Below are 13578 nucleotides of genomic sequence, written 5' to 3' on the forward strand. Positions count from 1 at the left end.
AATGAACAACCCCCTCGAATTGACGAATGAGTTGGTGGCGGAAGCCTTTGCCGATTACCGCAAGAATCAGGCCTATCGCATCGACGAAGTGACCGAGGCCAAGGCTCACGATCAGGGCGCGCGCGTGGGTGTCAGCCGCAAGCATGAGTCCGCACACCTGCATGTGGCCGGCGAGGCCGCCTATATCGACGACCTGCCCGAGCTGGAAGGCACGCTGCATTGCGCCCTGGGCCTCTCTCCCGTGGCCCACGGCCGTTTGACGGCGCTGGCGCTGGAGGCTGTGCGTGCCATGCCCGAAGTGGTGGACGTGATCACGGCAGCCGACATCCCCGGTGTCAACGACTGCGGCTCCATCATTCATGACGACCCGATTCTGTGCGACGGTGAGATCCGCTATGTAGGCCAGCCCCTGTTCGCCGTGATTGCCCGCTCGCGGGATGCGGCAAGACGTGCGGCCGCCCTGGCCAAGGCTGCGGCCACCATCAGCGAGCTGGCGCCCGTGCTGACGCCGCGCAAGGCCCATGAGCTGGGGCAGTATGTGATGCCGCCCATGCACCTGGAGCGCAGCACCCGCGAAGGCGGCGCGCGCGCCGCCATGGATGCTGCGCCGCACCGCCTCAAGGGCTCCTTCGATGTGGGCGGGCAGGAGCAGTTCTATCTGGAAGGACAGATCAGCTACGCCACGCCCAAGGAAGACGGGGCCGTGCATATTCACTGCTCCACCCAGCATCCCAGCGAGATGCAGCATCTGGTGGCACATGCCCTGGGCGTGGCTTCGCACAGCGTGCATGTGGAATGCCGGCGCATGGGCGGCGGCTTCGGCGGCAAGGAATCGCAGTCGGCGCTGTTCGCCTGCGTGGCGGCCGTGGCGGCCACCCGGCTGCAAAAGCCGGTCAAGCTGCGCCTGGACCGCGACGACGACTTCATGATCACCGGTCGCCGTCACTGCTTCTGGTATGAGTACGAAGTGGGCTATGACGATGAAGGCCGCGTGCTGGGAGCCGAGATCTCCATGGTCTCGCGCGCCGGTCACTCTGCCGATCTGTCGGCGCCGGTGATGACGCGTGCGCTGTGCCATTTCGACAATACCTACTGGCTGCCCGATGTGCTCATGCACGGCTATATGGGCAAGACCAACACCCAGAGCAATACGGCTTTCCGTGGCTTTGGCGGACCTCAGGGCGCGATTGCCATCGAGAACATTCTGGATACGGTGGCCCGAAGCCTGGGGCGCGATCCGCTTGATGTGCGGCGCGTCAACTTCTACGGCAAGGGTGAGCGCAACATCACGCCCTATGAGCAGGTCGTGACTGATAACGTGATTCACGAGCTGGTGGCCGAGCTGGAGGAGTCCAGCGACTACCGTGCGCGCCGAGCGGCCGTGAATGCCTTCAACGCCGGCAGTGCCGTGCTCAAGCGCGGCCTGGCGCTGACGCCGCTGAAGTTCGGCATCTCCTTCAATGTGGCCCACTTCAACCAGGCCGGCGCACTGGTCCATATCTATACCGATGGCTCGATTCTCGTCAACCATGGCGGCACCGAAATGGGCCAGGGCCTGAACACCAAAGTGGCGCAGGTGGTGGCGCATGAGCTGGGCGTGGCCTTCGAGAATGTGCGCGTGACGGCCACCGATACGAGCAAGGTGGCCAACACCTCGGCCACGGCGGCCTCGACGGGGGCCGACCTCAACGGCAAGGCCGCACAGGATGCCGCACGCCAGCTGCGCGAGCGTCTGGCCGAATGCGCCGCGCGCCTGCATGGCGGCGATGCCCATGACGTGCGCTTTGCCAACAATGCGGTGCAGGTCAACGGCCAGAATGTGCCGTTTGCCGAGCTGGTGCGCGCCGCCTATCTGCAGCGTGTGCAGCTGTGGTCGGATGGCTTCTATGCGACGCCCGGTCTGCACTGGGACGGCAAGCGCATGAAGGGCCACCCCTTCTTCTACTTTGCCTATGGCGCGGCCGTCAGCGAAGTGGTCATCGATACGTTGACGGGGGAATGGAAGCTGTTGCGCGCCGATGTGCTGCATGACGTGGGCCGCTCGCTGAACCCGGCCGTCGATGTGGGCCAGGTGGAGGGTGCCTTCATTCAGGGCATGGGCTGGCTGACCACCGAAGAGCTGGTCTGGCATCCGCAAACCGGAAAGCTCACGACCCACGCGCCCAGTACCTACAAGATTCCTACTGCCAATGACTGCCCGCCGGTCTTCAATGTGCGCCTGTTCGAGGGTGACAACTATGAAGACTCCATCCACCGCAGCAAGGCCGTTGGCGAGCCGCCGCTGCTGCTGCCGTTCTCGGTGTTCTTCGCGATTCGCGATGCGGTGTCGGCCGCCGGAGAGCACCGCATGAACCCTCCACTGCAGGCGCCTGCCACGTCAGAAGCCATCCTGCGCGCAGTGGAAGCCGTTCAAGGGCACACTGGCTAGTTTTTCCTCACAGGTGTTGTCGCCTTGCGGGGCGGCAGCCATTTGAGTCATGGCTGTTTGCCGCGGGGCAAGGCCATGTGCTGCGCCGCTCATTTGGCGGCGCAGGACCGGGCGCGTTCCTCGCGTTGCGCCTCGCATGCAAAACAACACGGAGACTATGCAATGAACTGGACAGAGCGGATATTCAAACTCAGGGAGCACAACACCAATGTGCGCACGGAACTGGTCGCAGGGCTGACGACCTTTCTTTCAATGGCCTACATCATGTTCGTCAACCCCTCCATTCTGGGGGATGCGGGCATGCCAAAGGGCTCGGTCTTTGTCGCCACCTGCCTGATCGCAGCGCTGGGCTCGACCATCATGGCGCTGTATGCCAACTACCCGATTGCGCTGGCGCCGGGCATGGGGCTGAACGCCTATTTTGCCTACGTGGTGGTGCTCAAGATGGGCTATACGTGGGAGGCTGCCCTGGGTGCGGTGTTCGTCTCGGGATGTCTGTTCCTGATCTGCACGATGCTGGGCCTGCGTGAGCTCATCATCAAGGGCATACCGCAGTCCATACGTGTGTCCATCACCGTCGGGCTGGGACTGTTCCTGGCGCTGATCGCGCTCAAGACCGCCGGGGTGGTTGCTGCCGACCAGAACACCTATGTGACGCTGGGCGATCTGCACAAGCCCGAGGTCATCATGGCGCTGCTGGGCTTTTTGCTGATCGTGGTGCTGGACCGCCTCAAGGTGCCGGGCGCATTGCTGATCGGTATCCTGGCCGTGACCGTGGCCTCGTTCTTCTTTGGCGGCAACACCTTCCACGGCATCTTCTCGGCGCCTCCCTCCATCGAGCCCACCTTCATGAAGCTTGACATCAAGACGGCGCTGACCACGGGCTTTCTCAACGTGGTGCTGGTGTTCTTCCTGGTGGAGCTGTTTGACGCCACCGGCACGCTGATGGGCGTGGCGCGCCGCGCCGGCCTGCTGGTGCCTGAGCGCATGGGGCGTTTCAACCGCTCGCTGCTGGCCGATTCGGGCGCGATTTTCGTGGGCTCCATCCTGGGTACTTCCAGCACCACCGCCTATGTGGAAAGCGCTGCCGGTGTGCAGGCTGGCGGTCGTACGGGCCTGACGGCTCTTACGGTTGCCATGCTGTTCCTGGCCTGTCTGTTCATCGCGCCGCTGGCCGGTGTGGTGCCCGGCTATGCCACCGCACCTGCGCTGCTGTTCGTGGCCTGCCTGATGCTGCGTGATCTGACGGAAGTGCAGTGGGATGAAACCACCGAAGCCATACCGGCAGTCGTCACCGCGCTGATGATGCCTTTCACCTACTCCATCGCCAACGGTCTGGCCTTCGGCTTCATCACCTATGCCGTGCTCAAGCTGTTCACGGGCAAGGTCAAGGAGGTGCACTGGATCATGTGGGTGATTGCTGCCCTGTTCCTGTTCAAGTTCATCTACGTCGGCGGTCACTGAGTCTTCAGGCGCTGATCGAACCCGGCATGGCTCGAAGGAGCCAGCCGGGCAGGACATCCAAGATGCGAAAAAGCAGTCCGGCTACTGGTGGGGCGGGCTGCTTTTTTGCATTGCGAGCATCAGGCCTGCCGATGGCCTGTGCCTTGATGGGTAGACGCCCGGATGGTCAGTCATTTCCCCGGGCCTCAACAACATTGATTTCATGAGCATATTGCTGAATCAAAGCTTGTTGTGCGTTCGTGCGCCTGGCCTCGATGGACGCCTGCCGTCTTAAGTGCCTGACAGCACAGCGAAATCCATGTGCGTCCGCTGGACCGGCACCGGCGCTCGGATGAGTTGGTTGTTTCCAAATTTGAAATCAATATTTTTGAATCGATCGACGGCTCCCTAGCATCTGCCCCATTGCATTCATGGGAGATGAAAGTGGACAAGCGTCGATTTCTGCTGGCCGGGCCTTCATGGCTGGCAATGGCGGCAGCCGGCATCACCGGTGCTGCGCATGCTGCGGTGGACGCCAAGACCAGGCTGGTCGTCGCTGACCAGAGCGAGCTGATTCGCCATCTGCTGGATGCAAGCGGCGAACGCAAGAAGACCGGCTTTCAGCTGGAGCTGCCCAATTTTGCCGGCGGGCCGGCCATCTTCGAGGCCATCCGAGCCGGGGCGCTGGACATGGCTTATGTCGGTGACACGCCCCCCATTCAGGCGCGGGCCGCAGGCGTGAACCTGCCCATCATCGCGACTTTCACCCGGGCCAGAGCTGAATATCGTTTGCTCCAGCATGCCGGCGCGGGGGTGGAGCGCCTGAGTGATCTGCGTGGCAAGCGCGTGAGCTATGTGGAAGGCTCGGGGCGCCAGGTTTTTCTGATCGAGGCGCTGAATCGGGCGGGCCTGACGCTCAAGGATGTCACGCTGGTGCATCTGCGCGTGGCCGAGCTCAACGATGCCTTGCGCGCCCGGGCCGTGGATGTCGCCACCATTGCCGAGCCGCATGTCACGCGGCTGTCCAGGCAGATCGGTGCGCGTGTGGTGCCTGATCCACTGGAGCGTCAGCTGCTGCCTTCCACTTCCTATATCTATGCCCGTCCGGAGGTGCTGGCCGATCCGCAGAAGGCCGAGGCCATCCGCGAATTCCTGGCCTCCTTCGTGCGCGCGGGACGCTGGAGCAATACCCATCGCAAGGAATGGGAGCAGCATTACCTGCGCAACTTCCAGCGTCTCGATGCCGAGAGTGCGGCTGCCATCCAGGCTGCGCAGGCTCCGCTCGAGTTCCAGACCGCTGCACAGGCTCAGCCTCACCACCAGAAGCTCATCGACATCCTGCACAGCGCAGGCAGTCTGCCCCAGCGTCTGGATGCCAGGGACTCCTTTGTGGCGAGCTATGACGGCGTGATCGTCGCCAATCGCTGAGGAGTTGCCGTGATGACACCGATTCCTCTGGAAGCACGCTTGGCCGGCTGGCAGTCTCAGACTGGATCGCCGCTCGCCGCGCCACACCGCAAAGCCCCGGCGCTGGTGCCTGCCCGCCTGTCGCCCGGCATGCTGCTGGCCGGGCCGGCTCTGCTGCTGCTGGTATGGGAGGCGGCGGCGCGCCTGGGCTATCTCTCGCCCGAGACGCTGACCGCACCGTCGCAGGCCCTGCGCACAGGCTATGAAATGGCCCTCGACGGAAGCCTGCTGCCGCATCTGCTGGCTTCGGCCGGACGCGCCTACACAGGGCTGTTTCTGGGCATTGTGGTGGGCGTGCTGCTGGCGCTGGCCGCCGGGCTGAGCCGCACCGGCGAGGCCCTGATCGATGGGCTGGTGCAGATCAAGCGGGCCGTTCCCACGCTGGCGCTGATTCCGCTGGCCATCATCTGGCTGGGCATAGGCGAGGCGATGAAGGTCTTCCTTATCTTCACCGCCGTGCTGATTCCCATCTATATCAACACCCATGCAGCGCTGCGCAGCATAGACATCGGTCATGTGGAGCTGGCGCAGACGCTGGGACTGTCGCGTGCCGAGTTCATTCGCAAGGTGGCCCTGCCGGGAGCCTTGCCAGGCTTTTTTGTCGGCCTGCGCATGGCGGTCTCGCTGTGCTGGACGGCGCTGGTGGTGCTGGAGCTGATCAACACGCAGACCGGCATCGGTTACTTGATGAACCGTGCGCGCGACTGGGGGCAGACCGATGTGATCGTGGTGGGCATTCTGATCTACGCGCTGCTGGGTCTGCTCTCCGACGCCGCGGTGCGTCGTCTGGAGGCGCATGTGCTGTCCTACCGGAGGTCGCTGGGATCATGAACCGCCCATCATTGGCAGGTGCCGTGCACCTGCATGGCTTCAGCCGCAGCTTTCATGGCAAGCAGGTGCTCGACGACCTCGAACTTGATATTGCGCCGGGGCAGTTCGTGGCGCTGCTGGGAGAGTCGGGCTCCGGCAAGACCACGCTGTTGCGCGCATTGGCCGGTCTTGATCTGGAGGCTCGGAGTTCGGGGACGGCGGTTGCACATGGCAAGGTCTCCGTGCTGTTCCAGGACTCGCGCCTGCTGCCCTGGCTGACGGTGCTGGACAACCTGACGCTGGGCCTGGACGCGCAGGCTGCCCGGCCTGCCGCAGCTCAGTTGCTGCGCGAGGTGGGGCTGGAAGACAAGGCAGCGGCTTGGCCCGCCAGCTTGTCGGGCGGGCAAAAGCAGCGCGCGGCACTGGCTCGCTCCTTGCTGCGCGAGCCCCATGTGCTGCTGGCCGACGAGCCTTTTGGTGCCCTGGATGCCCTGACCCGCATGCGCATGCAGGGCCTGCTGCGGCGCATGGTGGAGCGCGTACGCCCGACGGTGATCCTGGTCACCCACGATGTGGACGAGTCCCTGCTGCTGGCAGACCGGATTCTGGTGCTCAGGGACGGAAAGATCGCCGAAGACCATGCGCTGGATCTGGCCCATCCGCGGCGCCCCGACCACCCCGCTTTCATGCAGCTGCGCGCGACCTTGCTGCGCAGTCTGGGTGTGGAAGCCGAATTTGCCTGAAAGAAGCTTGCCATGACGCGACAACTACACCTGAACCTGTTTCTGATGACGCGAGGCCACCATGAAGGTGCCTGGCGTCACCCCGGCGCCAATCCCAAGGCGCTGACCGATCTGCAACTGTATGTGGATGCTGCCCGCATTGCCGAGGCGGCCAAGTTCGATGCCGTGTTTCTGGCCGACGGGCTGGTCGGGCCCGACAGCGGGCAGATGGCCTCTTCGGGCCAGCTCGAGCCGCTGCTGCTGCTGGCGGCGCTGGCGCAGCATACCGAGCGTATCGGGCTGATCGGGACGGCTTCCACCACCTACAGCCTGCCCTATACGCTGGCGCGGCAGTTCGCCACGCTGGACCACCTGTCCAAGGGCCGGGCAGGATGGAATATCGTGACCTCCTGGCTGCCCCGGGCCGGCGAAAACTACGGACTGCAAGAGAACGTGGAGCATGCCGAGCGCTACCGCATCGCCGAGGAATTCGTGGCCGCAGTGGATGCGCTGTGGCGCAGCTTTCCGGGCGCTGCGGTGGTGGACGATGCCGCATCGGGTCAGTACCTGGACATCGGTCAGGTGCGCCCCGTCAACTATGCGGGCACGCATATCCGTACGCGCGGACCGCTGAATGTGCCGGGCAGCCCTCAGGGCCGTCCGGTGCTGGTGCAGGCCGGGCAGTCCGAAACCGGCCGGGCCTTTGCCGCGCAATGGGCCGAGGCCATTTTCACGGCGCATGGCAGCAAGGAGTCGGCGCAAGGCTTTTATGCCGATATCAAGGGACAGGCGAGGGCGCTGGGGCGCAGTGCCGAGGGCATCGTGATCCTGCCGGGCATCAGCGCCGCGATCGGCTCCACGGAGTACGAAGCCCGTCAGGTGTGGGAGGAGCTCGACAGCCTGACCAGCATCGACGTGGGGCTGGGGCGTCTGTCGGCCCGCTTTGGCGGCCATGATTTCAGCGGCCTGCCGCTGGACCGCCGCCTGACGCGCGACGACTTTCCGGACCCCGCGCAGGTGGAGGCTTCCAGGAGCCGCGCCATGGGCTATGTGGAGACCACGCTGCGCGACGGGCTCACACTGCGCCAGCTGCTCAAGCGACTGGCAGGGGCGCGCGGGCATCTGGCGATTGCCGGCACGCCCGAGCAGGTGGCGGACACGATCGAAGACTGGTTCCGCACTGGCGCCGCCGATGGCTTCAATGTGATGCCACCGGTGATCACGCAGCAGCTGGAGCTGTTTGCCAGCGAGGTCGTGCCCATCTTGCGCAAGCGCGGGCTGTTTCGCAGCGACTACCAGAGCAGCACGCTGCGCGGTCATTTCGGCTTGCCCGATCTGCCGGCCGTGCAGCACAAGGCGCAGGCGGATGCCGCAGTAGCGGCCTGAGCCTGCAGGCGGGCTGGTGTCTGCGCTTCAAGCGGGGTGGATGGCGCCCAGAATGCGCGGACCGCTGGCGCCCGTCACGCTGGCCAGATTGCCCGGCAGGCCCAGCAGGCATTGGCGTGCCAGCCAGGCAAAGGCGGCGGCTTCCACTTCCAGCGGGGGCAGGCCGTGCTCTGCCGTGGAACTCACCTTCACGCCCGGCAGCAGGGCGGCCAGGCGTTGCATCAGATAGGTGTTCAGTGCACCGCCGCCGCATACCAGCAGCTCGGTGCCGCCTCTGCCGAAACGCTGCACGGCATGGGCGCAGCTGGCGGCCGTGAATTCGGTCAGGGTCGCCTGTACATCGACCGCGGCGGCCTGCGCCGGATGCTGCTGCAGATGCCGCTGCAGCCAGTCGGCGTGAAACAGATCGCGCCCCGTGCTCTTGGGCGGCTCCTGGGCCAGATAGGGATCGCCCAGCATGGCGGCCAGCAGATCGGGCAGGACCTTGCCGCTGGCGGCCCACCGGCCGCTCTCGTCATAGCTCTTGCCGGTATGGCGCAGGCACCAGCCGTCCATCAGCGCATTGCCGGTGCCGGTATCGAAGCCCAGCACCGAGCCGTCGGCACCCAGCACGCTGAGATTGGCAATGCCGCCGATATTGAGCACCAGGGCTGTTTCCCCGGGCTTGCCAAACGCGCTTTGATGAAATGCCGGCACCAGCGGCGCACCCTGGCCACCCGCCGCCACATCGCGGCTGCGCAGGTCCGCGACGACGGTGATGCGGGTCAGCTCGGCCAGCAGGGCGGGACTGTTGAGCTGCAGCGTATAGCCCGTGCCATCGAACATCTGGGGGCGGTGGCGCACGGTTTGTCCGTGAGCACCTATGGCTGCGATCTGCCTGGCCTGGACGCCGGCTGCAGTCAGCAGTTGCTGCACCACCTGTGCATAGTGGCGCACCAGTGCATTGGCGGCCAGGGCGGCGCGATGCAGCTCGTCCTGGCCGCCAGCGGTGTTGAGGGCCAGCAACTCGGCGCGCAACGCCGCGTCGAAGCCGCAGCTGGCATGTTGCAGCACTCGCGTGCCCTGGCTGAAGTCCACAAGAACCCCGTCGACGCCGTCCAGCGATGTACCGGACATCAGGCCGATATAGAGGGAGCTTTGAGCGGCTTGTTCAATGGCATTGGGCATGGCAGATAAGACGGGTTGGCGTGCGGTTTACTATCTTAGCTGTAGCGGTTGCGGCTTTCCTGGCGGTCGCTGCAAACGATCCTGATGCGCCAATGAAAAAGGGCTGCAATTTGCAGCCCTCAGGTTGTTTCGCGGCAGTGGATCAGCGTACGCTGGCCACGGCGAACGACTGTGTGCCGGCGTTGAGTTCGATGCGCATCTGCGCTGCCTGCTGCTCGAAGGCCGGGCGGGCGGCCTTGGAGATGGGCTGGGCCGCATCGGTGATCTGGGCAATGGTCAGCGGGTCGCGCTGCTCGCCCTTGTCGCGGAACTCGAAGTGCAGGTGAGGGCCGGTGGCCCAGCCTGTCGAGCCCACGGCGCCGATGATGTCGCCCTGGTCCACGCGTTGACCGTGCTTGACGTCGATGCGGCTCAGGTGGGCGTACACGGTGGTGTGCTGGTTGGCGTGATCGACAAAGATCACATTGCCGTAACCGTTTTGTACGCCGGCAAAGGACACGACGCCGTCGCCCACGGTGCGCACCTTGGTGCCCGTGGGGGCAGCGAAGTCGGTGCCCAGATGAGCGCGCCAGGTTTTCTGGATGGGGTGGACGCGCATGGAAAAACCGCTGCTGATGCGCGAGAACTCCACGGGGTAGTTCAGATAGGCTTGGCGCAGGCTCTTGCCGTCCAGCGTGTAGTAGGCGCCTTTCTTGCCGGCTTCCTGGAACCACATGGCCTGATGCGATTTGCCATTGTTGTAGAACTCGGTGCTCAGCACGCGGCCGGCGCGCAGTGGCTCGCCGTCGGCTTCCAGCGATTCATAGACCACGGCAAAACGGTCGCCCTTGCGCAGGCCGCGGCGGAAGTCCAGCTCGCCCTGGAAGATGTCGGCCATCTGCATGGAGACACTGTCGGGAATGTCGGAGGCATCCGTGGCGGCAAAGAAGGAGGAGCGAATCACGCCACCCGCGAGGCGGGGGCTGGCCGTGAGCTTGCCGGTCTCGATCTTGGACTGCAGCTTGCCGTCCACGCGTTCCACGGTCAGGCGCTGAAAGCTGCCGTCTTCGCCAGGAGCCCAGCGCACGGTCAGCTGGCTCAGCTGCTGGTCGGGCGTGGTCTCCGCTGACACCAGTCGGCCGGCGCGGCCCAGCACGTTCTGGCGCACGGCTTCGTTGCTGCGCATGAAGGCTGCAGCCTGCGGGTCGGCAATGCCAAGGCGCTGCAGCAGCGACTCGGTGGTGTCGTTGCTGCGGGTGTATTCGGAGCGGTACAGGGAGAAGGACTGCAGATCCGTCAGATCGGCCAGATCCTGGCCGGCGGCCAGGGAGGTGACGGGTTCGGTCAGTGTGCGTACGGGGAGGTCGGCGGGGTCGGGGCCCAGGCTGGCCACTGCGAAGGCGCCGCTGCCACCGGTCAGCAAAACAGTCGCCAGCGCCGCCGTGGCGCGCTTGGGGTGTTTTTGCAGAGCCGATGTCAGCCGCGCAAGCAGAGCACCGCCGGCATTTTTCAAGCCAGTCATCAAAACATCAAATCCTTGGGAAAGCGTGTCGGTGGAGTTGGTATTTGTTACGACTGACACGTCTCCAGCAGCTCTACCGTGCCATAAGTCCATCCAAAGAGGTCTTTATGAGGGAGCAGTCTAGAATTGACCGTAACACCAAACCTCCAAGTATATCGGCCGCGTCCTACCTCGCCTGCCGAAAAACCCTTATGAATCAATCTGCTGTTACAAGTTTTCCCGTGACCGACAGAGTGAACCAGGCGCTGGAAGTCACTCTGCGTGGAGTCGATGAGCTGCTGCCCAAGGACGAGTGGGTCCAGAAGCTGGCCAGGTCCGAAGCCACCGGCGTGCCCCTGCGCATCAAGCTGGGTCTGGATCCGACAGCTCCCGACATTCACCTGGGCCATACCGTGGTGCTCAACAAGATGCGCCAGCTGCAGGATCTGGGCCATCAGGTGATCTTCCTGATCGGCGACTTCACCACGCTGATCGGCGACCCTTCGGGCCGCAACTCCACGCGCCCGCCGCTGACGGCCGAGCAGATCAAGGTGAACGCCGAGACCTATTACACCCAGGCCGCCAAGGTGCTGGACCCGGCCAGGACCGAGGTGCGCTACAACAGCGAGTGGTGCGACCAGCTGGGCGCGCGCGGCATGATCCAGCTGTCGGCCAAGTACACGGTGGCGCGCATGATGGAGCGCAACGACTTCCATACGCGTTTCACCGACGGCAGCTCCATCAGCCTGCACGAGTTTCTCTACCCGCTGCTGCAGGGCTATGACTCGGTGGCGCTCAAGTCCGACCTGGAGCTGGGCGGCACCGATCAGAAGTTCAACCTGATGATGGGCAGGCATCTGCAGGCTGAGTACGGTCAGGAGCAGCAGTGTGTGCTCACAATGCCGCTGTTGGTGGGCCTGGACGGCGTGCACAAGATGTCCAAGTCCAAGAACAACTACATCGGCATCACCGAGGACGCCAACACCATGTTCGCCAAGGTGCTGTCGATCTCGGACGAGCTGATGTGGGACTGGTACACGCTGCTGTCCTTCAAGAGCCTGGCCGAGATCGCCGCGCTCAGGGCCGAGATCGAGGCCGGCGGCAACCCCAAGCATGCCAAGGTGGCTCTGGCCAAGGAGATCACCGCGCGCTTTCACAGTGCCGAAGCCGCCGATGCGGCCGAGCAGGATTTCATCAATCGCTCCAAGGGCGGCATCCCCGATGACATCCCTGAAATCAGCCTGCCCGGCGCTCCGCTGGGCATCGGTGCGCTGGTCAAGCAGGCCAATCTGGCTGCATCGACCGGCGAAGCCAACCGTCTGATCGATGGCGGAGGTGTGCGCGTTGACGGCAACGTCATCAGCGACCGCGCACTGAAGCTGGATGCCGGCACTTTTGTGCTGCAGGTGGGCAAGCGCAAGTTTGCACGCGTCACGCTGAGCTGAGCGCCCAGGGGCGCCTCGCCTCGTTCGCCTCTTTTGTGCTGAGCGCCACAGGGCAAGACTTTTGCCGCTGTGGCGTGGCCCAAAGTGGGGGTAGTAAAAATGAGAGCTGTTTACGCTTGATACATCTACGTTTCAAATCACTTTGTATTTGAAATCATTGCAGATCATGCGTGAGTAGCTCTCTTTTTTATTGAGCCTGCTGGCTCGCACCCTGCATGGCGTTGCGGGTCTGCAGGGCTTCGTTCATCAGCCACTGACAGAAGGCCTGCACTTCGGGCCGCTCGCTGCTGCGCGGGCCTTGCAGCAGCCAGTACGACAGCGGCGATGCCAGGCGATGCTCTGGCAATACCTCGATCAAGGTGCCGGCCGCCAGCGCATCGGCCACCAGCGGCAGGCGCGCGATGGCCAGGCCCTGGCCGGCCAGCGCGGCCTGCACGATCTGGTGGGCGTAGTTGAAGTACAGCCAGCGCGGCGGCTGCAACTGGTCGCAGCCGTTGGCGGCAAACCAGCGCTGCCAGCTCAGCCACTCCAGCTGGGGCATGCGGTGCACGTCGCCGGTTTCAATCAAGGTGTAGCGGGCCGCATCGGCGGGGCTGCGCACGGCGGGGCCGCTTCTGAGCAGGGCAGGGCTTGCGACCAGCACCAGCTCTTCGCCAAACAGGGCCTTTGCCGCGGCATCGGAGACTCCGGCGCTGTAGCGTATGGCCAGGTCCACATCGGTGGTATCCAGATCCACCACGGCGTCGCCCGTGTCTATGCGAATGTCGATATCGGGATAGGCGCGCTGGAAAGCCTCCAGGCGCGGAATCAGCCACATGGCGGCAAAGCTGGCCCAGGTGGTGATGGCCACGCTCTTGCGGCCCACGGTCTGGCGGATCTGGCGCACGGTGGCGTCGATCGACTCCAATGCAGGTTGCACGGCATGCAGCAGCTGGGCACCGGCACCCGTCAGCTCCACGGCGCGCGAATGGCGCAGGAACAGCGGGATGCCCACCTCGTCTTCCAGCGACTGGATCTGGCGGCTGACGGCAGACTGGGTCAGTGCCAGCTCGTCGGCTGCGGCACGAAAGTTCAGGTGTCGGGCTACGGCCACAAAGGCGCGCAGATGGCCGGCGCCGACGGCGCGGGTGCGAAGCAGCGGAGTGGGGCTGGTGGTTGCATGAGGCATGGCAGGCAAAGCATAAGGCGTTTGCGGCCACTGTTGCCTGCGCTTGCAGTTGCCGAGCACGG

Annotated in this window: 10 protein-coding genes; 7 read left to right on the top strand and 3 right to left on the bottom strand. The window is 64.4% G+C overall.

Annotated features, from left to right (window positions below):
- Position 1 precedes the first annotated feature (1 nt).
- The 6 genes from xdhB (at position 2) to DFO48_RS05050 (ending at position 8256) form a co-directional block, all read left to right on the top strand.
- A complete protein-coding gene (gene xdhB / locus DFO48_RS05025; RefSeq protein WP_034379261.1) occupies positions 2-2428 on the top strand; it encodes a xanthine dehydrogenase molybdopterin binding subunit in 2427 nt (808 codons plus the stop codon).
- Between the two features lie 162 nt (positions 2429-2590).
- Positions 2591-3892: an NCS2 family permease gene (locus DFO48_RS05030; RefSeq protein ID WP_003058992.1), complete on the top strand. Its 1302-nt coding sequence runs from the start codon at positions 2591-2593 to the stop codon at positions 3890-3892.
- 417 nt (positions 3893-4309) lie between these two features.
- Positions 4310-5299, top strand: a complete 990-nt coding sequence (locus DFO48_RS05035) for an ABC transporter substrate-binding protein (RefSeq protein WP_199406954.1) — start codon at positions 4310-4312, stop codon at positions 5297-5299.
- Positions 5300-5311: 12 nt separating this feature from the next.
- Positions 5312-6169 (top strand): ABC transporter permease, encoded by an 858-nt coding sequence (locus DFO48_RS05040; protein WP_114862757.1) that lies wholly within the window; start codon positions 5312-5314, stop codon positions 6167-6169.
- Positions 6166-6891: an ABC transporter ATP-binding protein gene (locus DFO48_RS05045; RefSeq protein WP_114862758.1), complete on the top strand. Its 726-nt coding sequence runs from the start codon at positions 6166-6168 to the stop codon at positions 6889-6891. Before DFO48_RS05040 ends, DFO48_RS05045 begins: the two co-directional genes overlap by 4 nt.
- 12 nt (positions 6892-6903) lie before the next feature.
- Positions 6904-8256 carry an LLM class flavin-dependent oxidoreductase gene (locus DFO48_RS05050; protein WP_114862759.1) on the top strand — a complete coding sequence of 451 codons (1353 nt, stop codon included), beginning with the start codon at positions 6904-6906 and terminating at the stop codon, positions 8254-8256.
- 27 nt (positions 8257-8283) lie between these two features.
- Here the strand turns inward: DFO48_RS05050 and DFO48_RS05055 are convergent, their stop codons facing one another.
- Both DFO48_RS05055 and DFO48_RS05060 read right to left on the bottom strand, forming a co-directional pair.
- The gene (locus tag DFO48_RS05055; RefSeq protein ID WP_114862760.1) at positions 8284-9423 is read right to left on the bottom strand and encodes an anhydro-N-acetylmuramic acid kinase; all 1140 of its coding nucleotides are present in this window, start codon (positions 9421-9423) and stop codon (positions 8284-8286) included.
- Positions 9424-9565: 142 nt separating this feature from the next.
- A complete protein-coding gene (locus tag DFO48_RS05060; protein ID WP_114862761.1) occupies positions 9566-10924 on the bottom strand; it encodes a M23 family metallopeptidase in 1359 nt (452 codons plus the stop codon).
- 191 nt (positions 10925-11115) lie between these two features.
- Between DFO48_RS05060 and tyrS the strand changes: the two genes are divergently transcribed.
- The gene (gene tyrS / locus DFO48_RS05065) at positions 11116-12348 is read left to right on the top strand and encodes a tyrosine--tRNA ligase (RefSeq protein WP_003073020.1); all 1233 of its coding nucleotides are present in this window, start codon (positions 11116-11118) and stop codon (positions 12346-12348) included.
- A 187-nt stretch (positions 12349-12535) separates the two neighbouring features.
- Here tyrS and DFO48_RS05070 read toward each other — a convergent pair whose 3' ends face one another.
- The gene (locus tag DFO48_RS05070; protein ID WP_034348161.1) at positions 12536-13516 is read right to left on the bottom strand and encodes a LysR substrate-binding domain-containing protein; all 981 of its coding nucleotides are present in this window, start codon (positions 13514-13516) and stop codon (positions 12536-12538) included.
- Positions 13517-13578 lie beyond the last annotated feature (62 nt).

Source organism: Comamonas sp. AG1104, from assembly GCF_003350425.1.
Taxonomy (GTDB): Bacteria; Pseudomonadota; Gammaproteobacteria; order Burkholderiales; family Burkholderiaceae_C; genus Comamonas; species Comamonas testosteroni.

What these genes read in the sequence shown, in the direction of transcription:
- xdhB (WP_034379261.1), top strand. Translation starts at nt 2, where the DNA reads ATGAACAACCCCCTCGAATTGACGAATGAGTTGGTGGCGGAAGCCTTT.
- DFO48_RS05030 (WP_003058992.1), top strand. Translation starts at nt 2,591, where the DNA reads ATGAACTGGACAGAGCGGATATTCAAACTCAGGGAGCACAACACCAAT.
- DFO48_RS05035 (WP_199406954.1), top strand. Translation starts at nt 4,310, where the DNA reads ATGAAAGTGGACAAGCGTCGATTTCTGCTGGCCGGGCCTTCATGGCTG.
- DFO48_RS05040 (WP_114862757.1), top strand. Translation starts at nt 5,312, where the DNA reads ATGACACCGATTCCTCTGGAAGCACGCTTGGCCGGCTGGCAGTCTCAG.
- DFO48_RS05045 (WP_114862758.1), top strand. Translation starts at nt 6,166, where the DNA reads ATGAACCGCCCATCATTGGCAGGTGCCGTGCACCTGCATGGCTTCAGC.
- DFO48_RS05050 (WP_114862759.1), top strand. Translation starts at nt 6,904, where the DNA reads ATGACGCGACAACTACACCTGAACCTGTTTCTGATGACGCGAGGCCAC.
- DFO48_RS05055 (WP_114862760.1), bottom strand. Translation starts at nt 9,423, where the DNA reads ATGCCCAATGCCATTGAACAAGCCGCTCAAAGCTCCCTCTATATCGGC.
- DFO48_RS05060 (WP_114862761.1), bottom strand. Translation starts at nt 10,924, where the DNA reads ATGACTGGCTTGAAAAATGCCGGCGGTGCTCTGCTTGCGCGGCTGACA.
- tyrS (WP_003073020.1), top strand. Translation starts at nt 11,116, where the DNA reads ATGAATCAATCTGCTGTTACAAGTTTTCCCGTGACCGACAGAGTGAAC.
- DFO48_RS05070 (WP_034348161.1), bottom strand. Translation starts at nt 13,516, where the DNA reads ATGCCTCATGCAACCACCAGCCCCACTCCGCTGCTTCGCACCCGCGCC.